Origin of the sequence: Aliibacillus thermotolerans (genome assembly GCF_027853235.1) — a bacterium.
Classification (GTDB): Bacteria; Bacillota; Bacilli; order Bacillales; family Marinococcaceae; genus Aliibacillus; species Aliibacillus thermotolerans.
Genome location: NZ_WKJG01000042.1, coordinates 1 through 23875 on the forward strand (window position 1 = coordinate 1; position 23875 = coordinate 23875).

The 23875-nt window shown below is 41.2% G+C and carries 26 protein-coding genes and 2 pseudogenes; 7 read left to right on the forward strand and 21 right to left on the reverse strand.

Annotated elements, in window-relative coordinates:
* A pseudogene (locus GJS40_RS07710) lies at positions 1-197 on the reverse strand (transposase); the annotation flags it as partial.
* A 106-nt stretch (positions 198-303) separates the two neighbouring features.
* Here GJS40_RS07710 and GJS40_RS07715 point away from each other — a divergent pair.
* A pseudogene (locus GJS40_RS07715) lies at positions 304-1213 on the forward strand (LysR family transcriptional regulator).
* A 62-nt stretch (positions 1214-1275) separates the two neighbouring features.
* Here GJS40_RS07715 and GJS40_RS07720 read toward each other — a convergent pair.
* The 10 genes from GJS40_RS07720 to GJS40_RS07765 all read right to left on the reverse strand — a co-directional run bounded on the left by GJS40_RS07720 (position 1276) and on the right by GJS40_RS07765 (position 7745).
* A complete protein-coding gene (locus GJS40_RS07720; RefSeq protein ID WP_270897311.1) occupies positions 1276-1410 on the reverse strand; it encodes a hypothetical protein in 135 nt (44 codons plus the stop codon).
* A gap of 145 nt (positions 1411-1555) precedes the next feature.
* Positions 1556-1795 (reverse strand): glutaredoxin family protein, encoded by a 240-nt coding sequence (locus tag GJS40_RS07725; RefSeq protein WP_270897312.1) that lies wholly within the window; start codon positions 1793-1795, stop codon positions 1556-1558.
* A gap of 172 nt (positions 1796-1967) precedes the next feature.
* A complete protein-coding gene (locus tag GJS40_RS07730) occupies positions 1968-2753 on the reverse strand; it encodes an SDR family oxidoreductase (RefSeq protein WP_270897313.1) in 786 nt (261 codons plus the stop codon).
* A gap of 93 nt (positions 2754-2846) precedes the next feature.
* Positions 2847-3452 carry an alpha/beta hydrolase gene (locus tag GJS40_RS07735; protein WP_270897314.1) on the reverse strand — a complete coding sequence of 202 codons (606 nt, stop codon included), beginning with the start codon at positions 3450-3452 and terminating at the stop codon, positions 2847-2849.
* 15 nt (positions 3453-3467) lie between these two features.
* Positions 3468-4451 carry a ring-cleaving dioxygenase gene (locus GJS40_RS07740; RefSeq protein WP_270897315.1) on the reverse strand — a complete coding sequence of 328 codons (984 nt, stop codon included), beginning with the start codon at positions 4449-4451 and terminating at the stop codon, positions 3468-3470.
* Between the two features lie 17 nt (positions 4452-4468).
* A complete protein-coding gene (locus tag GJS40_RS07745; RefSeq protein WP_270897316.1) occupies positions 4469-5083 on the reverse strand; it encodes a flavin reductase family protein in 615 nt (204 codons plus the stop codon).
* Positions 5084-5095: 12 nt separating this feature from the next.
* On the reverse strand, positions 5096-6031 hold the full coding sequence (locus GJS40_RS07750; protein ID WP_270897317.1) for a ring-cleaving dioxygenase: 936 nt from the start codon (positions 6029-6031) through the stop codon (positions 5096-5098).
* Between the two features lie 130 nt (positions 6032-6161).
* Positions 6162-6566, reverse strand: a complete 405-nt coding sequence (locus tag GJS40_RS07755; RefSeq protein WP_377902124.1) for a YceI family protein — start codon at positions 6564-6566, stop codon at positions 6162-6164.
* 217 nt (positions 6567-6783) lie between these two features.
* A complete protein-coding gene (locus GJS40_RS07760; RefSeq protein WP_270897318.1) occupies positions 6784-7461 on the reverse strand; it encodes a DUF421 domain-containing protein in 678 nt (225 codons plus the stop codon).
* 77 nt (positions 7462-7538) lie between these two features.
* Complete coding sequence (locus GJS40_RS07765; protein WP_270897319.1) at positions 7539-7745, reverse strand: DUF1657 domain-containing protein; 207 nt, start codon at positions 7743-7745, stop codon at positions 7539-7541.
* A 179-nt stretch (positions 7746-7924) separates the two neighbouring features.
* Here GJS40_RS07765 and GJS40_RS07770 point away from each other — a divergent pair, with 179 nt between their 5' ends.
* Together GJS40_RS07770 and GJS40_RS07775 are read left to right on the forward strand one after the other, a co-directional pair.
* Positions 7925-8911, forward strand: a complete 987-nt coding sequence (locus GJS40_RS07770; protein WP_270897320.1) for an SGNH/GDSL hydrolase family protein — start codon at positions 7925-7927, stop codon at positions 8909-8911.
* A complete protein-coding gene (locus tag GJS40_RS07775; RefSeq protein ID WP_270897321.1) occupies positions 8901-9542 on the forward strand; it encodes a YpmS family protein in 642 nt (213 codons plus the stop codon). Before GJS40_RS07770 ends, GJS40_RS07775 begins: the two co-directional genes overlap by 11 nt.
* 42 nt (positions 9543-9584) lie before the next feature.
* On the opposite strand, the gene panF is transcribed toward GJS40_RS07775, so the two are convergent.
* From panF to GJS40_RS07795, 4 genes are all read right to left on the reverse strand, one after another.
* Positions 9585-11006 carry a sodium/pantothenate symporter gene (gene panF, locus GJS40_RS07780; RefSeq protein ID WP_270897322.1) on the reverse strand — a complete coding sequence of 474 codons (1422 nt, stop codon included), beginning with the start codon at positions 11004-11006 and terminating at the stop codon, positions 9585-9587.
* A complete protein-coding gene (locus tag GJS40_RS07785) occupies positions 11003-11278 on the reverse strand; it encodes a YhdT family protein (protein WP_270897323.1) in 276 nt (91 codons plus the stop codon). The genes panF and GJS40_RS07785 overlap by 4 nt, the downstream gene beginning before the upstream one ends.
* Before the next feature lie 160 nt (positions 11279-11438).
* The gene (locus GJS40_RS07790) at positions 11439-12866 is read right to left on the reverse strand and encodes an amidase (protein WP_270897324.1); all 1428 of its coding nucleotides are present in this window, start codon (positions 12864-12866) and stop codon (positions 11439-11441) included.
* Positions 12859-13044, reverse strand: a complete 186-nt coding sequence (locus GJS40_RS07795; protein ID WP_270897325.1) for a hypothetical protein — start codon at positions 13042-13044, stop codon at positions 12859-12861. Before GJS40_RS07795 ends, GJS40_RS07790 begins: the two co-directional genes overlap by 8 nt.
* 406 nt (positions 13045-13450) lie before the next feature.
* Between GJS40_RS07795 and GJS40_RS07800 the strand changes: the two genes are divergently transcribed.
* Positions 13451-14434: a sigma-54 interaction domain-containing protein gene (locus GJS40_RS07800; RefSeq protein WP_270897326.1), complete on the forward strand. Its 984-nt coding sequence runs from the start codon at positions 13451-13453 to the stop codon at positions 14432-14434.
* Positions 14435-14488: 54 nt separating this feature from the next.
* Here the strand turns inward: GJS40_RS07800 and GJS40_RS07805 are convergent, their stop codons facing one another.
* Positions 14489-14671, reverse strand: coding sequence for a hypothetical protein (locus tag GJS40_RS07805; protein ID WP_270897327.1), 183 nt, complete (start codon positions 14669-14671; stop codon positions 14489-14491).
* A gap of 99 nt (positions 14672-14770) precedes the next feature.
* Between GJS40_RS07805 and GJS40_RS07810 the strand changes: the two genes are divergently transcribed.
* The 3 genes from GJS40_RS07810 to GJS40_RS07820 all read left to right on the forward strand — a co-directional run bounded on the left by GJS40_RS07810 (position 14771) and on the right by GJS40_RS07820 (position 16100).
* Positions 14771-15019: a DUF6154 family protein gene (locus tag GJS40_RS07810; protein WP_270897328.1), complete on the forward strand. Its 249-nt coding sequence runs from the start codon at positions 14771-14773 to the stop codon at positions 15017-15019.
* Positions 15020-15100: 81 nt separating this feature from the next.
* Entirely contained in the window at positions 15101-15574 is a 474-nt protein-coding gene (locus tag GJS40_RS07815; RefSeq protein WP_270897329.1) for a nuclease-related domain-containing protein, read from the forward strand.
* 166 nt (positions 15575-15740) lie between these two features.
* Positions 15741-16100, forward strand: a complete 360-nt coding sequence (locus GJS40_RS07820; RefSeq protein ID WP_270897330.1) for a hypothetical protein — start codon at positions 15741-15743, stop codon at positions 16098-16100.
* Between the two features lie 464 nt (positions 16101-16564).
* Here GJS40_RS07820 and GJS40_RS07825 read toward each other — a convergent pair whose 3' ends face one another.
* The 5 genes from GJS40_RS07825 to GJS40_RS07845 all read right to left on the reverse strand — a co-directional run bounded on the left by GJS40_RS07825 (position 16565) and on the right by GJS40_RS07845 (position 23702).
* Complete coding sequence (locus tag GJS40_RS07825; RefSeq protein WP_270897331.1) at positions 16565-16960, reverse strand: hypothetical protein; 396 nt, start codon at positions 16958-16960, stop codon at positions 16565-16567.
* Positions 16961-17053: 93 nt separating this feature from the next.
* Complete coding sequence (locus GJS40_RS07830; protein ID WP_270897336.1) at positions 17054-20137, reverse strand: efflux RND transporter permease subunit; 3084 nt, start codon at positions 20135-20137, stop codon at positions 17054-17056.
* A 2-nt stretch (positions 20138-20139) separates the two neighbouring features.
* Positions 20140-21771, reverse strand: coding sequence for an efflux RND transporter periplasmic adaptor subunit (locus GJS40_RS07835; RefSeq protein WP_270897332.1), 1632 nt, complete (start codon positions 21769-21771; stop codon positions 20140-20142).
* Between the two features lie 23 nt (positions 21772-21794).
* The gene (locus GJS40_RS07840; RefSeq protein ID WP_270897333.1) at positions 21795-22241 is read right to left on the reverse strand and encodes a MarR family winged helix-turn-helix transcriptional regulator; all 447 of its coding nucleotides are present in this window, start codon (positions 22239-22241) and stop codon (positions 21795-21797) included.
* Between the two features lie 165 nt (positions 22242-22406).
* On the reverse strand, positions 22407-23702 hold the full coding sequence (locus GJS40_RS07845) for a TolC family protein (RefSeq protein WP_270897334.1): 1296 nt from the start codon (positions 23700-23702) through the stop codon (positions 22407-22409).
* Positions 23703-23875 lie beyond the last annotated feature (173 nt).

Sequence of the window (23875 nt, forward strand, 5' to 3'; positions counted from 1 at the left end):
TGCATCTGTTCTAAGGCTTCTAAAGCTTCTTCACGGTCTTTCGCTTGATAGACGGCCTTAAAATCATCGAGAATGGCTGCGCGATCCTTTACACGTACTTTGCTGGAAATGTTTCGAGCGACATGTACACAGCACACTTGATGTTTCGCCTTTGGATAGACACGGTGAATGCTATCTGTCATCCCTGGCAATCCATCTTCGTCGCGAAATAGTTTTAATCTTCTAAATAAAAAGGATTGTCTATCCCCACCCATTCTCCCATAATAATAATCAACTACTTTTATTGGAAGGGATCGGGATGAAATGGAGCTAAGACAACTGGAATATTTTATGACGGTCTGTCAAGAGTTACATTTTACAAGAGCCGCGGAAAAGTTAAACATTGCGCAACCGACTTTGAGTCAACAAATTAAAATTTTAGAAGAAGAAGTTGGCGTTCCTTTGTTTGACCGAGTAGAAAAAAAAATCGTGTTGACAGAAGCGGGAAAAATTTTATTAAGCCATAGCAAAAGAGTATTTTACGAATTAGAACAAGCCCAAGCAGCACTAAAAGATTTAGATGGTTTAGAACGGGGCGAGCTTCGCGTCGGTTCGTTGTTAACGTGTATTGATTACCTTCTGTCCCCCGCTATTATTCACTTCAAAAAATTTCTTCCAAAATATTAAACTATCCATTTTAGGACTAATGACAGGCGATATCGAAAAACTTCTTATGGAAAATGAAATTGATGTAGGGGTGACGTTTTTACCGGTGGAACAGGATGAGATCGCCTCCATCCCACTTTTCACGGAAGAACTATCATTGGCTGTCCCAACAAGTCATCCTTTTTCCCGCGAAAAAATGATTGAACTTGAAAATACTTCTTTAATGACTTTTCCAAAAAATTACTTCCTTCGTCAACTGATTGATACACATTTACAAGAAATAGGGATTACCTCAGAACCGACTTTGGAAATGACGACGTTGGAGACATTGACCGAAATGGTTGCTGAAGGTATTGGCGTGAGCATTTTACCCTCCCCGTATCTTGACACTATCAAGAAAAATTCTATTGCAAAAGTAAAGCTCATCCATCCAACTCCAAAAAGAACCATCGGATTTGTGTACCGCAAAGACAGGTTTATGTGCACCGCAACGAGAGCTTTCATTGAACAAGTGAAACAAACAAGCAAGATAACATCCGATAGTTTCCTTGCGCAATCATCCCTATGAATGAAAAAGAGGCTGTCTAATAAGTCCTGAAAAATAAATCGAGCGTTCCTTTCAACAATCATTTAGCGCTGAAACGGTGCCATACATCGTGCATGGATTGCTTTCACAATGGTGTTTGGATTGAAACGGTGCCATGATCCATTCATGGCTTGTTTCCACAAACTATTTTTGAATGAAACGATGGCATGACTATCCATGACTTACTTCCATCAACAATTTGGTGTTGGAAACATGCCTATTCGGCCAAGGGGCGTTTCCAGAAGCAATTTTTGATGAAGCGGTAACAAAAAAATGTCCAAAAAGTCACCAATCATGACTTTTTGGACACCTCCTTTATTGCTGTTACCCATTTTTCACTTCTTCCATACTTGCACCAAAATTAATATGGTAAGGTTGACCGTCTACAACAAGCGCCGGAACGGATTTCACTCCAGCAGACTCCGCTTCCGCAATTCTTGATGGCTCTTCCCCAAAGTGAACAATTTCGACATCTACTTTTGATCGGTCTAAATAGCCCATCATCATCTTTTCTGCATCAACACACACTGGACAACCGGCATGATAAAAGATGGCTTTTTTCAACGACGATCCCTCCCAAAAAGATAGTCTACTTATACCTTAAAACGTCTGTTACTCGTTATCAATTAGCAATTCCCTATCGTTATCATAGTTTTTAGCTATTTTCACATACAAAAAAACCGCCTCTTCCTTCCTCCGTTTTTATCCATGGGATAGAGAGACGGTTCTGTTATTGTTAATATTTATACGACTGGCCACCGTCGATAGGGATGACCGCTGCGTTAATAAAGTTTGCTTGGTCGGAAAGCAAAAATGCGACTAAATAACCCACTTCTTCTGGTTTTCCAAATCGTTTCATCGGGTTCGGTTCCACAAATTGTTTCCCAACTTCCTCCCAATTATCTGGGTCCATTTGTTTTAGGGAGCCTTCTACCATCGGTGTCATTATTGCTCCTGGAGCGATCGCTTTAATACTAATTCCATATTGTCCGTACTCAATTCCAGAGTTCCGAGTGAGTCCAACAACACCGTGTTTCGTTGCGGCGTATCCCGATTGATTTCCAACCCCGCGAATACCGCCAACGGAAGCTGTGTTGACAACGGAACCGGAACCTTGTTTTTTCATGACAGCGAGCACATATTTCATGCCATAAAAGACACCGTTTAAGTTAATGGAAACGACTTTATCAAATTCCTCACTGCCGTAGTTTTCCGTTAAGTTTTGTTTTCCTTCAATTCCCGCATTGTTAAAGAATCCGTCAATCCGACCGTATTGTTGCACCGTTTGTTCGACATAATTTTTCACGTTTTCTTCTTTCGATACATCTGCTGTGACAAGAAGAATGTCCGCTTCGGGAACCTCTTCCAAAATACGATTTTTCGTTTCTTCTAATCCTTCCTGATTTAAATCGACTAAAGTAAGCCTTCCACCTTCTTTCGCAATTTGTAAGGCGGAAGCTTGTCCTAAGCCAGAACCTGCCCCGGTAATAATCACTACTTTATCATCAAAACGGTTACTCATGTCTGGTCCCTCCTACGGGCTTAAAATTGGCGTGTCGGTTGCACCACTATCACTCATTCCCTCATCTATTCTGCTTCAAACCAATCATTTCTTTCATGAAACGCTTTTGTACCATTCCTTCGCTTTGGCTACTTCGTTCATCGTGAGCTGATGCCCTTTGTTCTCCCAAAAAAGAGTGACGTCTACTCCTGCTTCTTCCAGTAACCGTTTCAACTCTTCCGATTCTTCCGGTGGACAAATTGGGTCGTTCATTCCAGCGGCAATAAACACCGATACTCCCGATAAATTTGGAAGGGTAATTCCTCGTCGTGGTACCATCGGGTGGTGTAACATAGCGCCTTTTAGCGCATTTTCATAATGAAATAATAGGCTGCCGGCAATATTCGCACCGTTTGAATATCCAATGGCAAATACATTGTCTCGGTCGAAGGCATACTTTTCCGCTGCTTCATCGAGAAAGTCATACAGTTCTTTCGTGCGAAAAATTAAATCTTCTTCATCAAAGACTCCTTCTGCGTGTCGTTTGAAAAAGCGCGGCATTCCGTTTTCTAATACATTTCCCCTCACGCTGAGAATATTGGCTTCCCGGTCAATTTCTTTTCCAAGGGGAACGAGGTCTTGTTCCGTCCCTCCTGTTCCATGCAGCAACAAAAGAGTCGGTTTCGTAGCGTCTGTTCCTTGTTGAAAAATATGTTTCATTCTCTTACTCCTTTGTCATTCATACTCTTTTTCAAACACTTTCGTACTTCTCACCGTTTCTAACGGGCGGACTAATTTTTCAATTTTTTCCCGTCTATGTTCAAAGTACGGCGGTAAAGACAACTTCTCTCCAAGGGTTTCATACGGCTCATCTTCCATAAAGCCCGGTCCGTCCGTTGCTAATTCAAATAAAATTCCTGGAGCGATATTGGCGTACAGTGACCCGAAATAATACCGCTCGACATAGCCGGAGTTCGGAACTTGAAAAGTGGCGTAATGTTTCATCCACGCTTCAATTTCTCGTTTATCTTCCACGCGAAAAGCGGCGTGATGGACTGTGCCGTAACCTTGACGTGCCCGCGGCAAAACGGTATTGTACTCCACAATGACTTGAGCTCCGTTTCCTCCTTCGCCCATTTCAAACAGATGAAACGAGCCTTCTTGTGCGATTTCTTTCATGAAGTACACTTGTTCTAACACTGCTTTCAAGTAGTTAAACTGGGATACCCGTACAAACACCGGGCCTAAGCCAGTAATTGCATATTCTAACGGAATCGGTCCTTTTTGCCACGGAATACCTGCGGCAACCCCTTCATTATTTTCATCCGAAATTAATTGATATTGTTGGTCATCAAAGTCAACGAACGGAAGCACTTTTTTCTCGAACTGCTCTTTGATGCCATCGTGCCGTACGTTTAAACGATCAAATCGCTTCACCCAATATTCCAGCGCCTTGTCATCCGGAACGCGAAAAGACGTTTTCGAAATTTCGTCTGTCCCGTGTACTCCTTTTGGAATTCCCGGGAAATCGAAAAAAGTCATGTCTGTGCCAGGGCTGCCGACATCATCGGTAAAAAAGAGATGGTACGTTTGAATATCATCTTGATTGACCGTTTTCTTTACTAACCGTAGCCCTAACACGTACGTGAAAAATTCATAAATTTTCTCGGCGCTACTCGTAATCGCTGTGATGTGATGGATTCCTTTTAACTCGTTCAATGATTTCTCCTCCTACTTTATTTCGGTCGTTGTAACGAGAAAACATCTCCAATATGAGCGTAGTTCGTCCCTGCTAAGCGACTGACCGCTCCTAGTTTTTTCTCGTTAATTCGTCCTGATTGAGCGTCATAAATCTCTTTATCTACATGAAACTTGACTACTCTTCCGATAATAAAGTCGGAAGAGATTCTTTCTCCTTCCCTGAGTGGGACACACGTTTCTAACACACATTCGAAGCGGACTTTCGCTTCTTTAATTCCTGGCACGGATATTTCGTCGCTAGGAACGAGCGTGAAGTTTTCCTTTTCCACTTCGCTTTCATCGGGAGGAAGGGTTGCGGCGGTTTCATTTATTTTTTCAACGTTTGTGCCGTCTACAACATGGATGACAAATTCTTTCTTCGCTAAAATGTTTCTTGCGGTATCTTTTTGGACGCCATTCGTTCTTTGCACAGCAACGGAAAGCATCGGGGGATGGGAAGAAGCGACGTTAAAAAAGCTGAAAGGTGCTCCGTTTATCGTTCCGTCTTCCGCGACACTCGTCACAAATGCAATCGGTCTCGGAATGACCGTTCCAATAAGTAATTTATAATTCTCTCGTACCGTTTGATTTTTCGGATCAAAGGAAAGCAAAGAAAATCCCTCCTAATCTAATGTTCTTACTTCAATCGGAATGAGTGTTTGATTTAATCGTTTGCGATAACTTTCATATTGCGGTGGTAATTTCAATGGTTCTCCCATTGTTTCATAACTTTCATCATGAAGAAAGCCCGGTGGGTCGGTGGCAATTTCAAACAGAATGTCACCGTGCTCACGGAAATAAATCGCATCAAAATAATTCCGGTCTCGAACGTTTGTTACTCGAAAACCTTGCTTGCGAACATATGCTTGCCAATCTAAGTGATCGTCCTTATCTTTCGCTCGCCAAGCAATATGGTGAACGGTACCTACTCCCATTTGTCCTCGCTCTAATGGAATCCGTTTGACATCAATGATATTTCCAATGTGTCCATAAGCTTTGAGGCGGACGTCATCCCCTTCTTCTCCAATCTTCTCAAGTCCCATCGTCTTTTCTAATGAACGTATCGTTTCGTCTGGGTGCAAAGAATAAAGAACAGCACCTCCAAATCCTTTGATTGCCACATCCGGCATCACTTCACCAAAAGTCCATTCGTTTTGTTCCCCTTCTTCTCGCTCCACAAACTCGAGTTTTAATCCGTGCACATCTTCAAACTGTAGAAATTCTTCTCCGAATCGTTTGGACTTCTCATATTTTATCTTAAATTTATCTAATCGTTTTTCCCAAAAAGACATCGCCCCAGGGGGAATCACATATGTTGTCACCCCTACTTGACCGCCGCCAATTTTCCCACGATAAGCATTCGGCCAAGGGAAAAAGGTAATAATCGTTCCAGGATTTCCCCTATCATCTCCAAAATAAAAATGGTACGTTCCCGGATCGTCAAAATTCACTGTTTTCTTCACCAGTCGCAGTCCTAAAATTCCTGCATAAAAATCAACATTTTCCTGGGGATGTCCTACAATTGCAGTAATATGATGAATCCCTTCTGTTTTTTTCATGATTCATTCTCCTTCAATCACATAATATCTCGAATTAGAGATATTATCGTTTTTAAAACCAATTTGACTTTGGAAAGTCAAATTGGTTTTTCTTTTTTTATTATTCCGCTGGATTTTATTCTAATTCCACTCAAATTTTAATATCTTTTGCAACAAGAACTCCACCTGTTTCAAGGGCTGCGTTCCATGTAAGTCCAAACTCTTCGTACACTTCTACTCCCCATGGATTTGTCGCAAACGTTACTGGCTTTGTCACATCTTTGATCGTCAAGTCACCAGTCACTTCATAGTCGTCGCCATCTTTTTGAATATCGGTAGATTGAAATGTGATGGTTGGATATTTTTCTACATCAAAGAAATCTTCCGAGCGCAAATGATTGTCTCGGTCCTCACTGTGGGTGTTAATGCTTGCTACGTCAAATTCAAATGCAATGGACGCAGTAGTTAAATCCGTTAAATCATATGAATCAAATTGTCCTCTTACTTTAGATACCATCATATGTTTCACTTCAAATTGAATGCTTTTCTCCTCCAATGTATTTATCTCAATTTCGAGATATGATACAAAAAAAGTAAAACTTTCAATTCATTTATCTCGAATTAATAGTAAATTTACCATACACGTCATTAGCTGTCAACAATGAAACAGCACTTCGCTCTTTTAAAGTGAGACATGATGTGGTGAAACCTGCATGTATTTACATAAATGAAAGCGTGACGTGGAACCAACCATTCGCCAACTTTTGAAAAAACTATTCCTCTCCCTTATCGGTATCGACATGTACCGTTCCATCTTGGTTATACGTTGCTAACGTGACATCTGATATATCATTAAACGATACATTGTGGGCTTGTAGTTTCTCTTGTAACCACGAGAAATCTTTATTTAAATATTTCAGGTTCTTTTGTAAAACTTCTCCGTTCATGATTAGTGGAATTGGGATAAACGTAGGGGTTGGTTCCAGTTGAATATCCTGTGGTTGCAAAGCCCTTGCTTTTGCCTTAGGGATCACACTAATTTTTCCGGTATCTTCCATGACGGCAAGCTCTACATCTTGCGCATTCGCATATCCTTTTTGTCGAATTTTTCCGAGCAAGGAGGCGGTTGTCATTTGTTCTTTTCTTAATCCTTTTTCTTGAATATCTCCATTTTTAATTAAGACTGTTGGCTTTTCCACTAAATAATGACGTAAACGATTATCTAAAGATAAAAACGAAAATAACAGATAAACTAGGAAAAATACACCTGCATATAAAATTGTCTCCCATATCCGAAAGGAGGAAATCGGTTGACTAACAATCGTACTGACGACGACGACAAACAGCAAATCAAAACTGTTCATCTCAGCGACAGCTTTTTTACCGGCGATACGAAATAATAAATAAGAAAAAACGAAAATGAAAAGTGGCATTACCACATACTGTGCCATTTTTGACGCCTCCCATGTCATGTCATCTTCATTGGTTGCATTGGGGGATCGCTTATAAAAAACGATCCCGACCATGATTACTGTTCTTTATATTGCGGCTCTTCATTTTCAATAAATTGTTGACGTGCTTTTAAATTCATCATAATCTGTTCTTGTTGATTCGCGAGATTTTGAAACATTTGCTTTGCAGCTTGGTCATTTGTTTCCAACGCAAAGGAATGTAAGCTCGCTAGCGTACTCTCACAGCTTGCGATTGCTTGTTGAATTTGTGTCGCTACGGTCACCCCTCTCACCTCCCTCACTTCTAACGTGCGCACGAAAAGATTTTTTTACTCAAACAAACAATTATCAATAAATGGTTAGTGAAAGTACTCGTAAAACTCATGTTAGAATAGAATGAAGGAAAGTGTGAAGAGAAAGGAAGCGGAACAGATAGTTTTTACAAACGTCAGGTGTGGTAAACATGAAAAAAAGAACGCATTATTACAAATACATTTGGCCGATTGGAATCATCGTTATTGTCCTACTGTTCGTAAGTAGTATACCGTCATTTCATAGCGAAAATTCCGTTGTAACCGAAAAAACCGACGTCGTATCTTCTCCCTCCATGAATGAGGAAGCTACCGAAGAAATAGAAGCACCGGTACAGGAACAAACGGGCGGAGAGGAAGAACCGGAGACGGAAACACTCAGTCAAGAAATTCAAGCAGCGGTCGCTTCTATTGTGGAAAACGCCCGCAGTTTATTGATACAACCGAATTTGAAGATTGTGGCAGTTGGTGATTCTTTAACGCAAGGGGTAGGAGATGAATCAAAAAACGGAGGATACGTCGGTATTTTAGAAAAAATGATCAAAGAATCTCATGATGATGCTACGTTTGATATTGAAAACCACGGAAAGCGAGGAAGGCGAACTGATCATTTAATCAAACGGCTCGAAAATGATGAAGAAATGAACAAAGCCATTGCCGAAGCAGATGTAATTTTGCTAACAATCGGTGCAAACGACATTATGCAAATTGTCCGTAATCATTTTGACAATCTGACTTATGAAGTCTTTGCCAATGAAATTGATGATTATGAAGAACGATTGCAAACATTATTTGCGTCCATTCGGGAAAAAAACAACGAAGCCCCTTTGTATCTCATTGGGGTGTTTAATCCTTTCCATTTATATTTTGATTACATTCCAGAATTGAATCAAATTATTGACGATTGGAACGCTGTGGGACAGCGTGTCGTTAAAAGAGACGGAAATGGCGAATTTATTCCGATTGATGATATTTTTTTAGGCGCAGATGAAACGTACTTTGCGGAAGATAATTTTCACCCAAACCAGCAAGGCTACGCGTTCATTGGAAAGCGGGTTTTTCAGTATGTAGAACCGGTGATTACAACGGATCCCCCACCGTCCATAGAAGGAGAGAGAGAAGAAAACGATGACAACTGAGAAAACAAAACGAAACATTTGGAAATGGCTATTTTTTACGTTACTCGTCATCAACATTCTCGCCATCAGTTGGATTGTCACTCTTTATTATGGAGAACCTGAAACACCGATTTTCCAACTAGCGAATGAAGCAAAAGAAGCAGAGGAATTAGAATTTAAAATTGAAACGGATAAAAAAAATTTAAACCATTTCATTAACCGCTATTTAGAAGAATTAACGAAAGGAGATCCTATTTCCTATTCTGTTCTACTTGATAAAAAAGTACGTCTTGCCGGAAGCATTCATGCCTTTGGACAAGAAATACCAGCAACCGTCGTGCTTGAACCGATTGTACAAGAAAACGGGGATTTGTTGTTACAATTGGAGTCGATTAGTCTGGGAAGGTTGCAACTCCCCAATCGTCATGTCCTCGAATATATCGCATCGAACTACCATATGCCGGATTGGATTCAAGTAAACCCAGAGCGCGAAGATATTTACGTTGCCATCACCGATATTACAAAAGATAGAAAAGTACGAGTAAGAGCTGAAGCATTTGATTTAGAAAACAACCACATCTCTTTTAGTATCCACACCCGCTACGAAGTATTACCGTTCAACAACGAAAGTGTCTTGCGGTATTTAAAATAAAGTGGACACCATCCTGCCAAAGGAGGGTCCACTTTATTTTTGTTATCTTCGGAGATACATTTTACTGCCAATCATATAAGCGAATAACGATAAGACGACCGGTAGAACGACGGTATGGGCGCCGAATGGATTCGGCCAAAAATTGTGAATCAGACTATAAGAGACGACCCCGACAATGATGGATGCAAGGGCGCCGTATTTATTTCCCTTCGACCAATAAAGACCGAGCACAATGGGCCAAATAAAGGCGGATTCAAGACCGCCAAAAGCGAATAAATTGAGCCAAATTAATAAGTCCGGTGGCTGTAGGGCCATCGCAAATACGCCAATGCCAAGAACAGCCGTTAAACCGTAGCTCACTTTTTTTACTCGCTCTTTCGTCGCTTTTGGATCCACATAATTTAAATAGACGTCTTTGACGACCGTTGAGCTAATGAGGAGCAAAATAGAATCAACCGTCGACATAATGGCAGCCATTGGAGCGGCTAACACAATTCCTGCGAGCCAATTCGGGAGCACTTCCATCGTAAGCCTTGGCATCACGGTATCCGCTACTTCAATCCCTGGTAAAATAGGACGGGCAAGGACTCCGACAAAATGCATACCAAACATCATAAACGCAACGACAATCGTGCCAATAATTAGCGCGCGATGCATGCTGCGGGCGTCTTTATAAGACATTGCCCGTACGGCCACTTGCGGTAAACCAACTACTCCTACCCCTACTAAAATCCAAAAAGAAGAGACAAATAATGGCGTTAAATTACCATCGTGCCCAAAGGGAGTTACTAAGTTTGGGTTTTCATTCACAAGCTCCGTCATCATATTCGTTAAACCACCACCGGCGATAATGGTCCCCACTAATATAATGAGCGTTCCAACAAACATCACAATTCCTTGGAGAGTATCTGTCACCGCTACGGCGCGAAACCCACCAATAATGACGTAAACGAGTACCGCCATCGTAAAAATAAACAACGATGCTGTATACGAAAGACCGGTCACTGACTCAATCAATCGTGCGCCACCAACCCATTGTGCTGCCATGGCAGAGAAAAGAAAAATAATAATGCTGATTGCGCTGAATAAAACGACAGATTTACTTTCATATCTTCCTTTTAAATAATCGACCAAGGTTACTGCCTTATATTCCCGCGCTTTAATGGCAAATTTTTTCCCAAGTATCATTAATACAAAATATCCTGTTGCCACTTGGGTCATTGCAAGCAGTACCCAGCCAAGACCTTCACTGTATGCAGCTCCCGGACCACCAATAAAGCTGCTAGCACTACCATATGTAGCAATCATCGTCATGGCCAAAATAAGACCACCTAACTCACGACTACCAAGAAAATATTCTTCCAAAAAATTTCTTTTTGTTGTTATTTTTCGGGAAGACCAAAATCCTATCCCAAAAACAGCCACTAAAAATAATAACAATGGGATGACAACGCCCCAGTTCATTTTTCATCCCTCTCTTCCTTTGTAAAAGGCACTTCTTTAAAAAAGAATTTGACAACGATGATTACTAAGACAATCATTACGATGGAACCGACAACGCAACTATAAAAAAACCAGGCAGGCATACCGAATATGTATTGATAGTCCTCGACCGGAAAAGAACCAAATCCATAAGCAAAACCAAACCACCAAAGAAAATTAAATAAAACGAGCCCGACACCAATCCAAGCTTCTCGTTTTGCTACTTGAAAACGTGGATCCTGTTCTTCCTTCACTCTCACTCACCTCTATCGACACTTTTTGGACACATTTTACCATATTTAGAAATCGTTCGCGCAAAAAACAATAACTTTTTTCTCAAACAAACGTTTGATTGCCAATTCTTTTGTGCATAAAAATGAGGGTGAAGCACATAAGGCTCCACCCCGGTTTCATTTATTCAACTTCTGTCAGCAAGTTTGGACGTTTTCCCTCCATTGGGTTTGTCAGCTCATAAGCGTATCCGACATTTAACACCAAGTCTTCTCTTAATGCTGGCCCAATCACTTGCATTCCCACTGGTAAATTGTCCTTGGCAACTCCACACGGTATGGAAAGGGATGGTAATCCCGTTAAGTTGCTCGGACCGGTAAGACGAATCATTTCATCAAGCACATCTACTTCTTTTCCGTTGAGAGTGGTTTTGTTCGCACCAATTTCCGGTGGAAGAATCGGTAAAGTAGGCGCAATGATGACATCTACTTTTTCGAATGCTTGCTCAAAATCTTTTTTGATTTGACGACGTAGTTGTTGCGCTTCTAAAAAGTCCACCGCAGAAGGAAGTTCACCTAATTCAAAGAATAAACGCACATCATCTCCGTAATCATCAGCTCGTTTAGTTAAATTGCGATGATGGATAGTAGCTGCCTCACTAATAATCGTCACAAGTTCCGCATATTCCGCATATTGTAGCGAAGGAATCGATACCACTTCCACTTTTGCCCCTCGGTCTTCCAACATTTGCAACGCTTTTCGGACAAATGTTTCCACTTCTTTATCAATATGATGAAAGAAATAGTCTTCGTTCACTCCAATAACGAGCCCTTCAATATCTCCAGTCAGACGTTCGATATAATTTCCAGTCGTAGGAACGTTTAATGAAGTCGAATCAAGCGGATCGTATCCTTCCATTATTTCAAGTAATCCAGCAGCATCTTTGACCGTTTTTGTCATCGGTCCAATATGGTCAAGGGACCAAGATAAAGGGAAACAACCGTATTTACTGACACGCCCATATGTCGGTTTCAAGCCAACAATTCCACAAGCAGAAGCCGGAATACGAACAGAACCTGCTGTATCGGTACCGAGAGAAGCAACGGTCATATCTGCTGCCACGGCGGCACCAGACCCGCCGCTAGAACCTCCTGGCACCATTTTTGTGTTCCAAGGGTTATGACACGGACCGCAATGCGGGTTATTATTTGTCACCCCTGCCGCATATTCATGCATGCTTAATTTTCCGGTAAAAATTACTCCCGCATGACGCAGCTTTTGAATGACTGTTGCTTCATAATGGGGGATAAAATTTTGATTAATTTTTGACCCCATGGTGGTGACTTCCCCTTTAAAATATAAATTATCTTTTACCGCCATCGGTATGCCGTGATACATCCCTCGGTAATATCCCGCTTTGATCTCTTCATCCGCTACCCGAGCGGCCTTTTCTGCACGACCCCGCGTCATCATAATAAAAGCATTTATTTCTTTATCTAACTTCTCCGCATGATCCATCACAGCCTGAGTTAATTCCAACGAGGAAATCTCTCTATTTTTTAATAAAGGTGCCAATTCTTCGACTGATTTTGTCACGAGTTCTTTACTCAATATGATCACCTCCTGGAATGTTGCGAAGAGAAATATCATAATCGTTAAACGGTCCTTTTCTCATTTTGCGCCGTACTTGTCTCATCTGTTCCCACCGTTGTTCTAAAATAGGAATATGTTCTTCCTTTACATGAATGCCTTTTTTCTCTAATAGTTCTTGTACTGTCCATTGCATCATCGTACTTCTCCCCTTTCCATCTAGATATCTTTATCTGTATTAATAAGCTCCTCTCTTTATTAATGGAGAAAGCGCTTACAATTTAAAAAAGGACGAGGAATTGCATGTGAATACTGTCAATCCACCATATAACATCGTTTGATTGAAAAAGCGAAAGAGAGGAAGTACGCCAATCAAACAAGCACAGATTCACGCAAATGTCGTTCCTCGTCCGGATACTCATTTACTATGCAAGAATGAAGCCAACCCAAAAATCGCTATCCTATCGGAATCATTTTCTTGCCAATGTCCGATATTAATCACTTTTTTTCACAATGTTTTGAAATTTTATTGTATAATAATTGTGAAATAAACTTTCTAATAATGAGACATTTATTCTTATTTTGAGACAGAAAGGAGGCGTGCGATGATTCCATTTTCGGATTTTTCGAATGCAATAGAAACGGAAACAATATACAGCTTCGGGGAAGTTCATACTTTTTACAAGTTTTTTCACGAAGAATTAGAAGTCGCTCATATTGCTTCCCAATCCGAAGCGAACGTCCTTATTCTCGGGGAGACGGGTACTGGAAAAGAAATTATAGCCCGCTCCATTCATGAAGCAAGCAACCGAAAAGATGGGCCTTTCCTTCCTATTAATGCCGGTGCGATTCCAAAGGATTTAGTCGCCAGTGAATTGTTTGGCTTTACAGAAGGAGCTTTTACCGGAGCACGAAAAGGGGGAGCTGCCGGAAAATTTGAAGCAGCTCAAAATGGGACGTTATTTCTTGATGAAATTGGAGATATGCCATTGGAATTGCAAAGTGTGTTGCTTCGAGCCATTGAATCAAAAAAAATTACAAGAATTGGGGATACGAACGAAAGACAAGTGAACGCAAGAATCATCGCAGCAACAAACCATGACTTAGAAAAAGAAATGGAAGAAGGTGGGTCTTTTCGCGCGGATTTATTTTATCGCTTAAATGTCCTCTCCATCACCCTTCCACCGCTTAGAGACCGTCCCGAAGATATTCGCCTCCTTGCTCGTGATTTTTTGCAAAAGTTTCACGAACGCTACGAGAACGGTCCAACCGCAATGGAAGAAGAAGCGATTCTCACTCTTCTTTCCTATGATTGGCCGGGAAATATTCGAGAGTTAAAAAATGCATTAGAACGAGCATTTTTGCTCGCACGCGAGGAACGATCTCCCATTCGCTTAAAACACTTTCCTCCTTCCATTCGACGGACAAAAAACAAGAAAAAAACCGAGGATTTATCCTTAAAGAAGATGGAAAAAGAACGCATCCAGCTTGCGTTACAGCGTAGCGCATCTGTTCAAGAAGCGGCTCGATTGCTCGGAATTGCCCGAAGCACACTTTATCGAAAATTAAAAGAATACAACCTTGCGTGACAACCTTTTCCACATAATCATGATGAAAAAAGGCGGGAACAAACCCCGCCGTTTCTATGAATTATTGTATACTTGAGATATTTCTTTTTTCGCAAGTCGTGCATTTTCATCTTCCAAAAGACGAGGATCATCTTCTCCATCCCCATCAGCACTTGCTTCCACATGAAACGGTCGATCGGCTTGTAAACCGTGAGCAACCGCTTTTTCTATCGGCGTGCGTTTAGCTTTTTTCGTCATCTCCATCACCTCCCTCTTATCATGCGTCAAATTCCTTTTTCTCATCCGGCATGATTTTTTTATAAAAGGGTATGGTAATGGCAAAAGGAGGGTTTTGAAATGGATTTGATAGACAAATTATACGAGTTGTATAAAAATGAGCTCACGGGAAACGAAGAAGACGCATTCATCATCATTGAAGGAATTCTAGAAGACTTGAGCGATGACGATATTCAACAGTTGATTACGGACCTGTCTGCCCGGGACCGCTACGAAATGATGGCCTTATTTTTGTATGAACAGCTGCGTTTAAAAATAGCAGAAGAAGGAATTGGTACAACAACAAATCGAGAAAAATTTTATCACTAGTTCTGAAAAAGAGATGTAGAATGGTCATTGACTTTCTGCTTCATTTCAGTAGCATAAAATATGATTGAAAAATGAAAGGATGTGACCTATGTTTCTAAAAAAAGAAAAAAGCCACATCAGTTAGTGCTATGGGATATTTTAAAAGCACGAACAGATATTGAATCCACGGACATGCAATCTTACTTACGTATCGAGAAAGGCTATGAAGGAGAATGTTTATTTGACCAACGACTGAAACAACTCCCCGAACAGTTCCTCATTTTAAACGATTTACATTTCATTACTTATAGCCAAGCAACCCTTCAGATTGATTCCCTCGTCATTACCGGAAACGACATCCTTCTCTTTGAAGTGAAACATTACGAAGGTGATTTTTACATCGAAAATGACCATTGGTATGCTTTTGACGAACAAAAGATAACTAATCCTCTCCACCAACTGAAAAGGAGTGAATCCCTTCTTTCCAAAATGTTGCGTAACGAACAATTCCCCTTTCACGTGAAGCCGTACCTCGTATTCACTCATCCGGAATTTGCCATTGTTTCACGCTCCTAGAGACGAACCGATTCTCCTTCCTAATCAATTGCCTCGTTTTTTTCGCTATCTCCAGCATTCCACCAAGCAGTTACACCCATCGGCCTATCGATTAGCGAAACATCTTCTCTCCCTCACCAAAGACACATCCCCTTACCAACCGACAAACACATATGACTATGATGATTTGAAAAAAGGAGTATTTTGTCAAACATGCTCCTCTCCCCTTGCTTACCAGACGCGATATTTCCTCCACTGTCCGTTCTGTCAAACAACCAATCCAGTCGACATTGCCATCCTACAGGCTGTTAAAGAATTGCGCACGCTTTTTCCCGAAGAAAAAATTACCACTTTAAAGATCCATGACTGGACGGGAAAAATCGTTTCAAAACCACGCATCCGTCAAATTTTAAAAAATCATTTCATTAGACAAGGACACGGAAAATACTCCTATTACATGGAAAAGAAGATCACATTCAACAAAGAACTTAATACTGTTTTATCATCCAATATCTATGGAGTGCTTCCAGAGGATGATGACATGTAGAAATACGCCATGAGAGGCTTATAGCGCAAATTCAGCACAAAAACAAATGTGGAAGCATGTCATAAACGCATCATGGCACGTTTCCAGTACTTTGCCGAACGTGGAAGCATGTCATGAAGCAACTATGGCGTTGATTCAGTACAAAATAATTCTCAAAAACATGCCATGAAACGGCGATGACACGTTTCTGGGGCTATACTTGACGTGGAAACACTTCATGACCTATCTATAGTGCAAGTTCGGTACAATAATATTTATGGAAGCTACCCATGAATCGATGATGGCTACTGTTCAGTAGTAACACCCTCACACACCTACCTTTGCTTAGCGGTGGAGGCTATTCGAGCAAAGGGAAATCGACCGAGCTATCCTACCGGTGCCCCCAGTTCCATGAAACGCAGATCACGTCGTTTATGTATCATTCTTTCAACAAAAAAACGCCTGCAAATACAGGCGTTTTTTTCTTATTCTAATGTCACTTGTTCTTGAACTTCTCCGTCTTGGACGATGATTAAGTCCAATACCTCATCCGGATAGTGTTCGCGAATGATTTCTTCGTATTTGGTAAGAAGGTCATCCGACCATTCTTCTTCTGCTCCGATTTGAATATCAATATTGACCATACGTTCTTCTTCTCCATCCACCACTTGAACCATCACTTCTTCTACTTCTTCTTCCTCTTCAAGCAGGGTTTGCAGCTCCTCATCACTACCTAATTGAGGAGGTGGGGTTTGTTCCTCTTCTTCTTGCTGTTCTTCCTCTACAGATTCGTTTTCCGCATCATCGTCCGTGGAACAACCGACGACAATGAGCAATGAAGATAAAGCAATCATTGTTAACCATTTTTTCATGGACACCATGTGACAACTCCTTTTCTTCTTTGAAATCCAACCACTATTTTACCATAACAAAATAGACACCAGATGCTAAATAAGAATTATTTACCAATTCATTTATTCAGAAGGCTCCGTCGCGGATTTTCTGCGAAAGAACGTTTTTATCTTCGTCATGAATCCGTCGGTAAGTGAATATACGACCGGGATTAAAATGAGTGTGAACAATGTGGAAAAAAGCAATCCAAAGATAACGACAATTCCCATCGGTGCTTGTGCTTCTGCTCCTTCACCAATCCCTAAGGCGACTGGAATCATCGCAAGTACAGTCGTTAACACGGTCATCATAATAGGCCGCAACCTCGCGGGACCTGCTTCTTGAATGGCTTCATCACGGTCCATTCCTTTTCTCCGTTGTTGGTTAATGTAATCGACCATAATAATCGCGTTATTGACGACCACTCCCGCTAGCATGATGATTCCAATAAAAGCAGTAATGCTTAACGGTGTTTGCGTAAGGAATAATCCAATTAACACACCTATCAGCGTTGCCGGCATGGAGAACATAATAACAAATGGTTGGTAAAAAGATTCAAATTGAACCGCCATCACTGCATAAACGAGGAAAATAGCAGCGATTAAAGCGAGGGCTAAGTCGCCAAAGGCTTCTTGCATATCTTCTGCTTCCCCACCAAAACTTACGGAATATCCATCCGGTAAGTTCAATTGCTCAATCTCTCTTTGCACTTCCTGAGCTACTTCTCCGAGCGTTCGATCGGACGCAATGTCCGCTGTAATATTAATGCGACGCTGTTGGTCTTGCCGGTTAATTTCCGTTGGACCGGTTACTTCTTGTAATTCAGCAATCGCAGTTAGCGGAATGGTGGAACCAGTTGGCGTCGTAAGAGAGAGATTACGAAAATCAGACAGTTTTTCCCGAGCATGCTCTGGAATACTCACTTCCACATCAATTTCCTGACCGTCTTCTCTATATTCAGTCGCAACTTGCCCTTGAAAAGCAACCATAATTTGGCTCATTACATCTTGATACGTTAATCCATATTGCGCCGCTTGCAGTCGGTCCACATGCACGTTCATTTGAGGTGTTCCTTCCCCGGCAGTACTTTCAATATTTCTCGTCCCAGGCAACCGTTCGATCACAAACATTACTTCATCCGCTAACTGATCTAACACCTCTACATCCGGTCCGCTAACACCAACCGAAATTGGAGAAGCGCTTCCCATCGCAGCAGATGTCATACTCGCCACGGTAATGTCTGCACCTGGTATTCGTTTTACCTGCTCTGATAACTCATCTACCATTTCTGAAGTAGTAATTGCTCGTTCACTTGGGCTTTTCAATGACACATTGACCGAAGCAGAATTCGCACCACCGCCCATACCTAATGGCGAGCCACCACCTACAGTGGAATACGTAGATTGAATGGCATCTTCATAAGGTTCCAATAAGGTCCATACGCGCTGTACCGGTACTTGCGTCTCTTCCAAAGTTGAGGCGACAGGCGTTTCCACGGTGATCATAATTTCTCCTTCATCGGCCTCTGGTAAAAATTCCGCACCAACAAAAGGAACAAGTAGTAACGATAAAATCATTAAACCACCGGTAATGACCAACACGAAGATACGATGGTTCAACGCCCAACGCAGTATTCGCCGATAAAAATTATTCACAGATTGGCCAAAACGAGTAAAGCGATTTTCTTTATTCACCATCGCTTCTTCTTTAATAATTTGAGAAGCAAGCATTGGTACAATCGTTAAGGCCGCTAACAGAGAAGCCACTAACGCAAAACTCACTGTCAGTGCTAACGGTGTAAATAACTCAGAAGAAATCCCTTCAACAAAGACGAGCGGTAAAAATACAACCAATGTCGTCATCGTCGAAGCGAACACAGCACTACCAAGTTCTTCGGCACCAGCAATCGCCGCTTCTACTTTTGTTTTTCCGGCTTCAATATGTTTAAAAATACTTTCTAAAATCACGATGGAACTATCCACCATCATTCCAACCCCTAAAGCAAGTCCACCTATCGTTAAAATATTGAGTGTCTCTCCCGTAAAGTAGATCAGAGAAAACGTAGATATTACTGCAATAGGGATTGATATACCAATGACAATTGTTGCTCTGACACTGCGGAGAAAAATAAGTAGAACAACAATCGCAAAAACAGCCCCATAAATTAAGTTTTCTGTCACACTGTCAATCGATTGTTCGATAAAATCAGCCGAGTCAAACACGATGTGAAGATCTAACTCTTCTCCAAGGTCTTTATTTAAATCCGCAATAATATCTCGAGTAATTTGAGACACTTCCACCGTATTTGCATCGGACTGCTTCATAATAGAAAACATGTACGCCGGCGAACCATTAACATAAGTGAGTGACGATTCTTCTTCCACTGTATCGATGACATTGGCCACATCACGCACTCGCACGTTTTCTCCATTTCCAAGTGGAATCAGTGTGTTTTCAATATCTGCAATTTCTTCAAATTCCCCTTCAACCCGAAGTTGTAAATTTTGGTGACCACTTTCGATTTCTCCGGCAGAAGCGGAGCGGTTCTCTGATTGTAACACATTGATAACGTCTTGAGTGGACAGTCCGTAACGATTCAAATCTTCAATTCGAAGTTGTACTTCAATTTTACGGGATTGGATGCCATCAATGGTGACGGAAGCTACTCCACTACCTTGTTCCAATCGTGGTTGAATTCGTTCTTCCGCAATGTGTTGCACATTTTCGACCGATTCATCCGTTTCTAGTCCAATCCACATAATCGGTTGTTGGTTAGGATTGAACCGCAGCACGGATGGATCATTGGCTCCATCGGGAAGCGACGGCCGCACGCTATCAACCGACTCCCTTATCTCTAACATGGCCTGGTCTAAATCCGTTCCAAAGTCAAACTGAACAAGAACCAAAGAAGAACCTGAGATAGATTGGGATTGAATGTTATCTACGTTATCAATCGTCGTCAATGATTCTTCCAAAGGTTTCGTAATTGTCTCTTCGATGTCTTCCGGTGCCGTCCCGCTATAACTTGTCGCAACAACAGCAAGGGGCAATTCCATATCAGGATACAAATCAACAGATAAATTTCTTAGCGCAGTCAATGAAATCACAAGCACCATGGCAATAATCATCACGATACCGACGGGACGTTTCACCGACCACCTTGACATCTTCACGAATGCTCACCCCCTGTGTGACTCTCTCGATATGTCACAAGGGAGGCGTTACTTGGAGAATACGCTTCTTCCTCTTGTCCTTCTTCTTGGTCTTGATCTTCTTCGGAGGATGTTTCTTCACCTTCTTCGTCTCTATCCTCCACTGCTTCTTCCGCTGTTTCATCGGTTACGTCTTCGATGAGAGAGCCATCTTCAAGAAAATACTGTCCACGTGTGATGACGAGATCCCCTACATCAAGCTCTCCTTGCACAGCGGTAATATCTGATTCTTCTCGGATGACTTCCACTGGAACGAGTTTCGCTCTATCCCCGTCTTTCACAAAAACAGACGTCGTCCCTTCTACTTCTATCAGTGATTCTGTCGGGATAAGGAGGCTATCTTCCACATACGTTTCCGTAATGATTAACTCTCCGTAGATGCCGGCTTGAAGTGACTCATCTTCGTTGTCGATATGTACTTCAACCGCAAAAAACCCATTTTCATCTGCAGTGGATGCAATGTGGGTAATCGTTCCAGTTTTATTCATTTCTACAGACGGAAAATGTACTTCTACTTCATCCCCTTCTTCAAATAGCATCAGCTGATAAGGAGTAACCGTAGCGACAAGATTTAATGAGTTCAGTTGTCCAAGCGTAATGAGCGGTTCTTGTTGCGCATAAAATTCTCCTTCTTCTCCGGTGACATCGATTACTTTTCCGGAACTTGGAGCACGTACGACGGCGTCTTCCAGTCTTTCTTCTGCTTGCTCAACCGCAATATCCGCTTGTGATAATCCGGCTTTTGCATCTTCAATCCCTGCGGAAGCTTCATCAATGCCGGCTCCTGCTGCGTCAATGTTTGCTTGTAATTCTTTTTTGGAATCTTTCGCTTGCTCCCATGCGGATCTCGCTCTGTTGACTTCTGACTCTAATACATCAATATCAAACTGTTGTTTTACTTTTTCTAAATTTTCTTTTGCATCTGCGACATTGTCTTTTACGTCCTCTACAGCGGCTTCTGCTTGTTCTAATTCTTGCGCCGAAATTAAGCCGGCATCATAAAGTTCTTTGCTTCGTTCGTATTCACGTTCTGCCGTTTGTAAATTACGCTCTGCCGTTTCCACTGTTCGTTCGGCAGCGGAAATATTTAATGAGTAATTTTCTTTTGCTTGCTCTAAGTTTGTTTTTGCTTGTTCATACTGCTCTCTTGCTTGCGTAATCGCATGATCGGCATTTTCGAGCGCAACTTCTGATTGACGCTTCGAAGCAGCAGCTCTTTTTTCTCCCGCTTCAGAAATCGCTACTCCACTCCGGGCTCTTTCTCGCGCCGCTTTTTCTTGTTCCAATGCATGTTGCAAGTCGGTATCATCAAGTAATGCCAATACTTGACCGCGCTCTACTTCCTCCCCTTTTTCTACGCGAATGTCCACAATTTCTGCACTGTGGGAGGGAGTAAGGGCCACTTCCGCCAACATTTCTGTCGTCCCACTAATCTTTTGCTCCCCGTCTAAAGAACCTGATACTACTTCCGCCGTTTCCACAGGAACAGCTTCTTCATCGGTGGTATCCACTTCCTGAGACTGACAAGCAGGAAGACTAATAAGTATCATCGCTAAAAAAATAGACCATAATTTAGATCGACTTTTCACTTTTATCCTCCTTCATTTTTGCATCATTCCACTTGTTCTGTTCGTTCTTTTTCAATCATTTCTTTCAACTGGGACAAAATGCGATGAAATGCTTCCAAATCTTCATAAGGAATCTTTAAAAAATATTTTGACGTAATGTCTTTTCTCGTTTGTTCCATATGTTCCAGCACTTTTTTCCCCATGTCTCCGAGGAAAACTAATGTTTTTCGCCGTTGTTCCGGATCTAATTCCCGCACGATGTATTGTTCTGCTTCCATTTTGGAAAGTAATTGACTGGCCGAGCTAGAAGAAATGTGTAATAGCTTTGCCACATCCTTGACGTATAAACGTTCATATTGCCAAAGTAGTAATAGAACGAAACGATATTTTTCAGGAATGTCAACATAACGCCCACCGAATTCTTCATTCATCTTTAAAGATAAATCAAAGAGATCATCTCCAATGGCCTTTAACAGCCCTTCTTTGTCCAACGATATTCCTCCTCATTATATTCAACAATTAAACAATTAAATTTCATAACTATTTAAGATTATAAACAAATAATGAGAAGGTCAATATTTGACACAAATTGTTCACATAAATGTGACAAAAAAAAGTCCAGTAGGAGTCTACTGGACGTTCAGCTTCCTCTTTTTCTAAAGTGAGAATCCATTTCTCCCACCGTTTCCGGTAGAAGTTGGAATGATTCCATTTTTCAGCGATTCAATTTGTTGTGCCAACAGAAAATATTGATACTTGGCCATATCGTATTCAAACTGCGCTTGTTCTACTTGCAATTGTGCTAATTCATACTCTGCTTTCGGAAGAAGTCCTACTTCCCATTGACGACTCAAAAAGTATGTATCTTCTTCCGCATAATCTAATTCATAACGAGCATTCATTACGGCATCGTATTGCTGGGCTGCCTCTAAAAATAATTCATCAATCGCATTGGTTAAATCCATTTTTAATTGATTGATATTTTCTTTTTCAATTTGTACTTGAAGATCTGCTTGTTCTCTTTCATAAGATGAGGCGTCGCTATCTTCATATGCCTGCTCTTGGTTATATTCCGCAAGCGCCAAAGCTTCTTTTGCTTGCTTCATCTGGTAAGAATTCTCAATTAATTCTTCTGTATCTATCTCTTGTTCAATGATAGTAAGCTCCTCCACACTTGGAGGTTCTAGTTGTAAATCAGGATGATACACAATGCCAATATCTAAGGCAAACGCAGATACATCATTTTCAATTTCCCGTTCTAATTGTTCGATCTCAAATTTCATACGAGTTAACTCTCGTTGTGCCGTATGAAAATCATTCCGAGAATCAACTCCTATTTCATAACGTTTTTGGGCATTTTTCACCCGTTGTTGCTCTGTTTCCAACGCTTTTTTTAGAAAAGACAATTGTTCTTCTTTCATCACAATGCCCATAAAAGTAGATGTAGTTGCAAGTTTTGTACTTTCCTCCGCTTCTTCTTGTTGATACTCAAAACTTACTTGATTGGAAGTCAATTCTTTATATGCATCTTCCAATTCCTCTAATGTATCTTCTAATTGGTCAATTTGTTGTTGAATCTGATAACGTGTTTGAAATGTGTTTTGTCCTGTTTCTCTTTGTTTATCCCTTAAATCAGACATACTATCTTCTAAATCTTCTATATCACGGGCTAAATCACGCTGGTCATGATTTAATTCATTCACTTGGCTTTGTAAGTGCTGGAGACGATAATCTAACAATAAAAGCGACGTATTCTCATCCATCGCATACTGAATCGCATCTTCTAACGTCAGCGTCTCGATCAGTTCCTCCTCTTCCTGCGCTTGCTCTTCTTCCTGAGACGCCTCTTCTTCTATCTGTTCTTCAGCAACCGCAACCGGTACTATTCCAGACATGAGAAACAATGTGGCAATACCAGCTGTCGTTTTACGTTTCAAGTTCCAACTCCGCATGTCGTCACTCCTCCAATTTTTTCTGTCATTTATTTTATCATAATTTATCCGTTGCCAAAACTCTATAAAACTCTAAAGTTTTGTTTATTTCCTGCTTCAACGTGTCCGATTTTGCCGAAGCTACTCTCGTTTGGTATAACACTCCACAGGCGTTAATTCGGGTACAACGAACC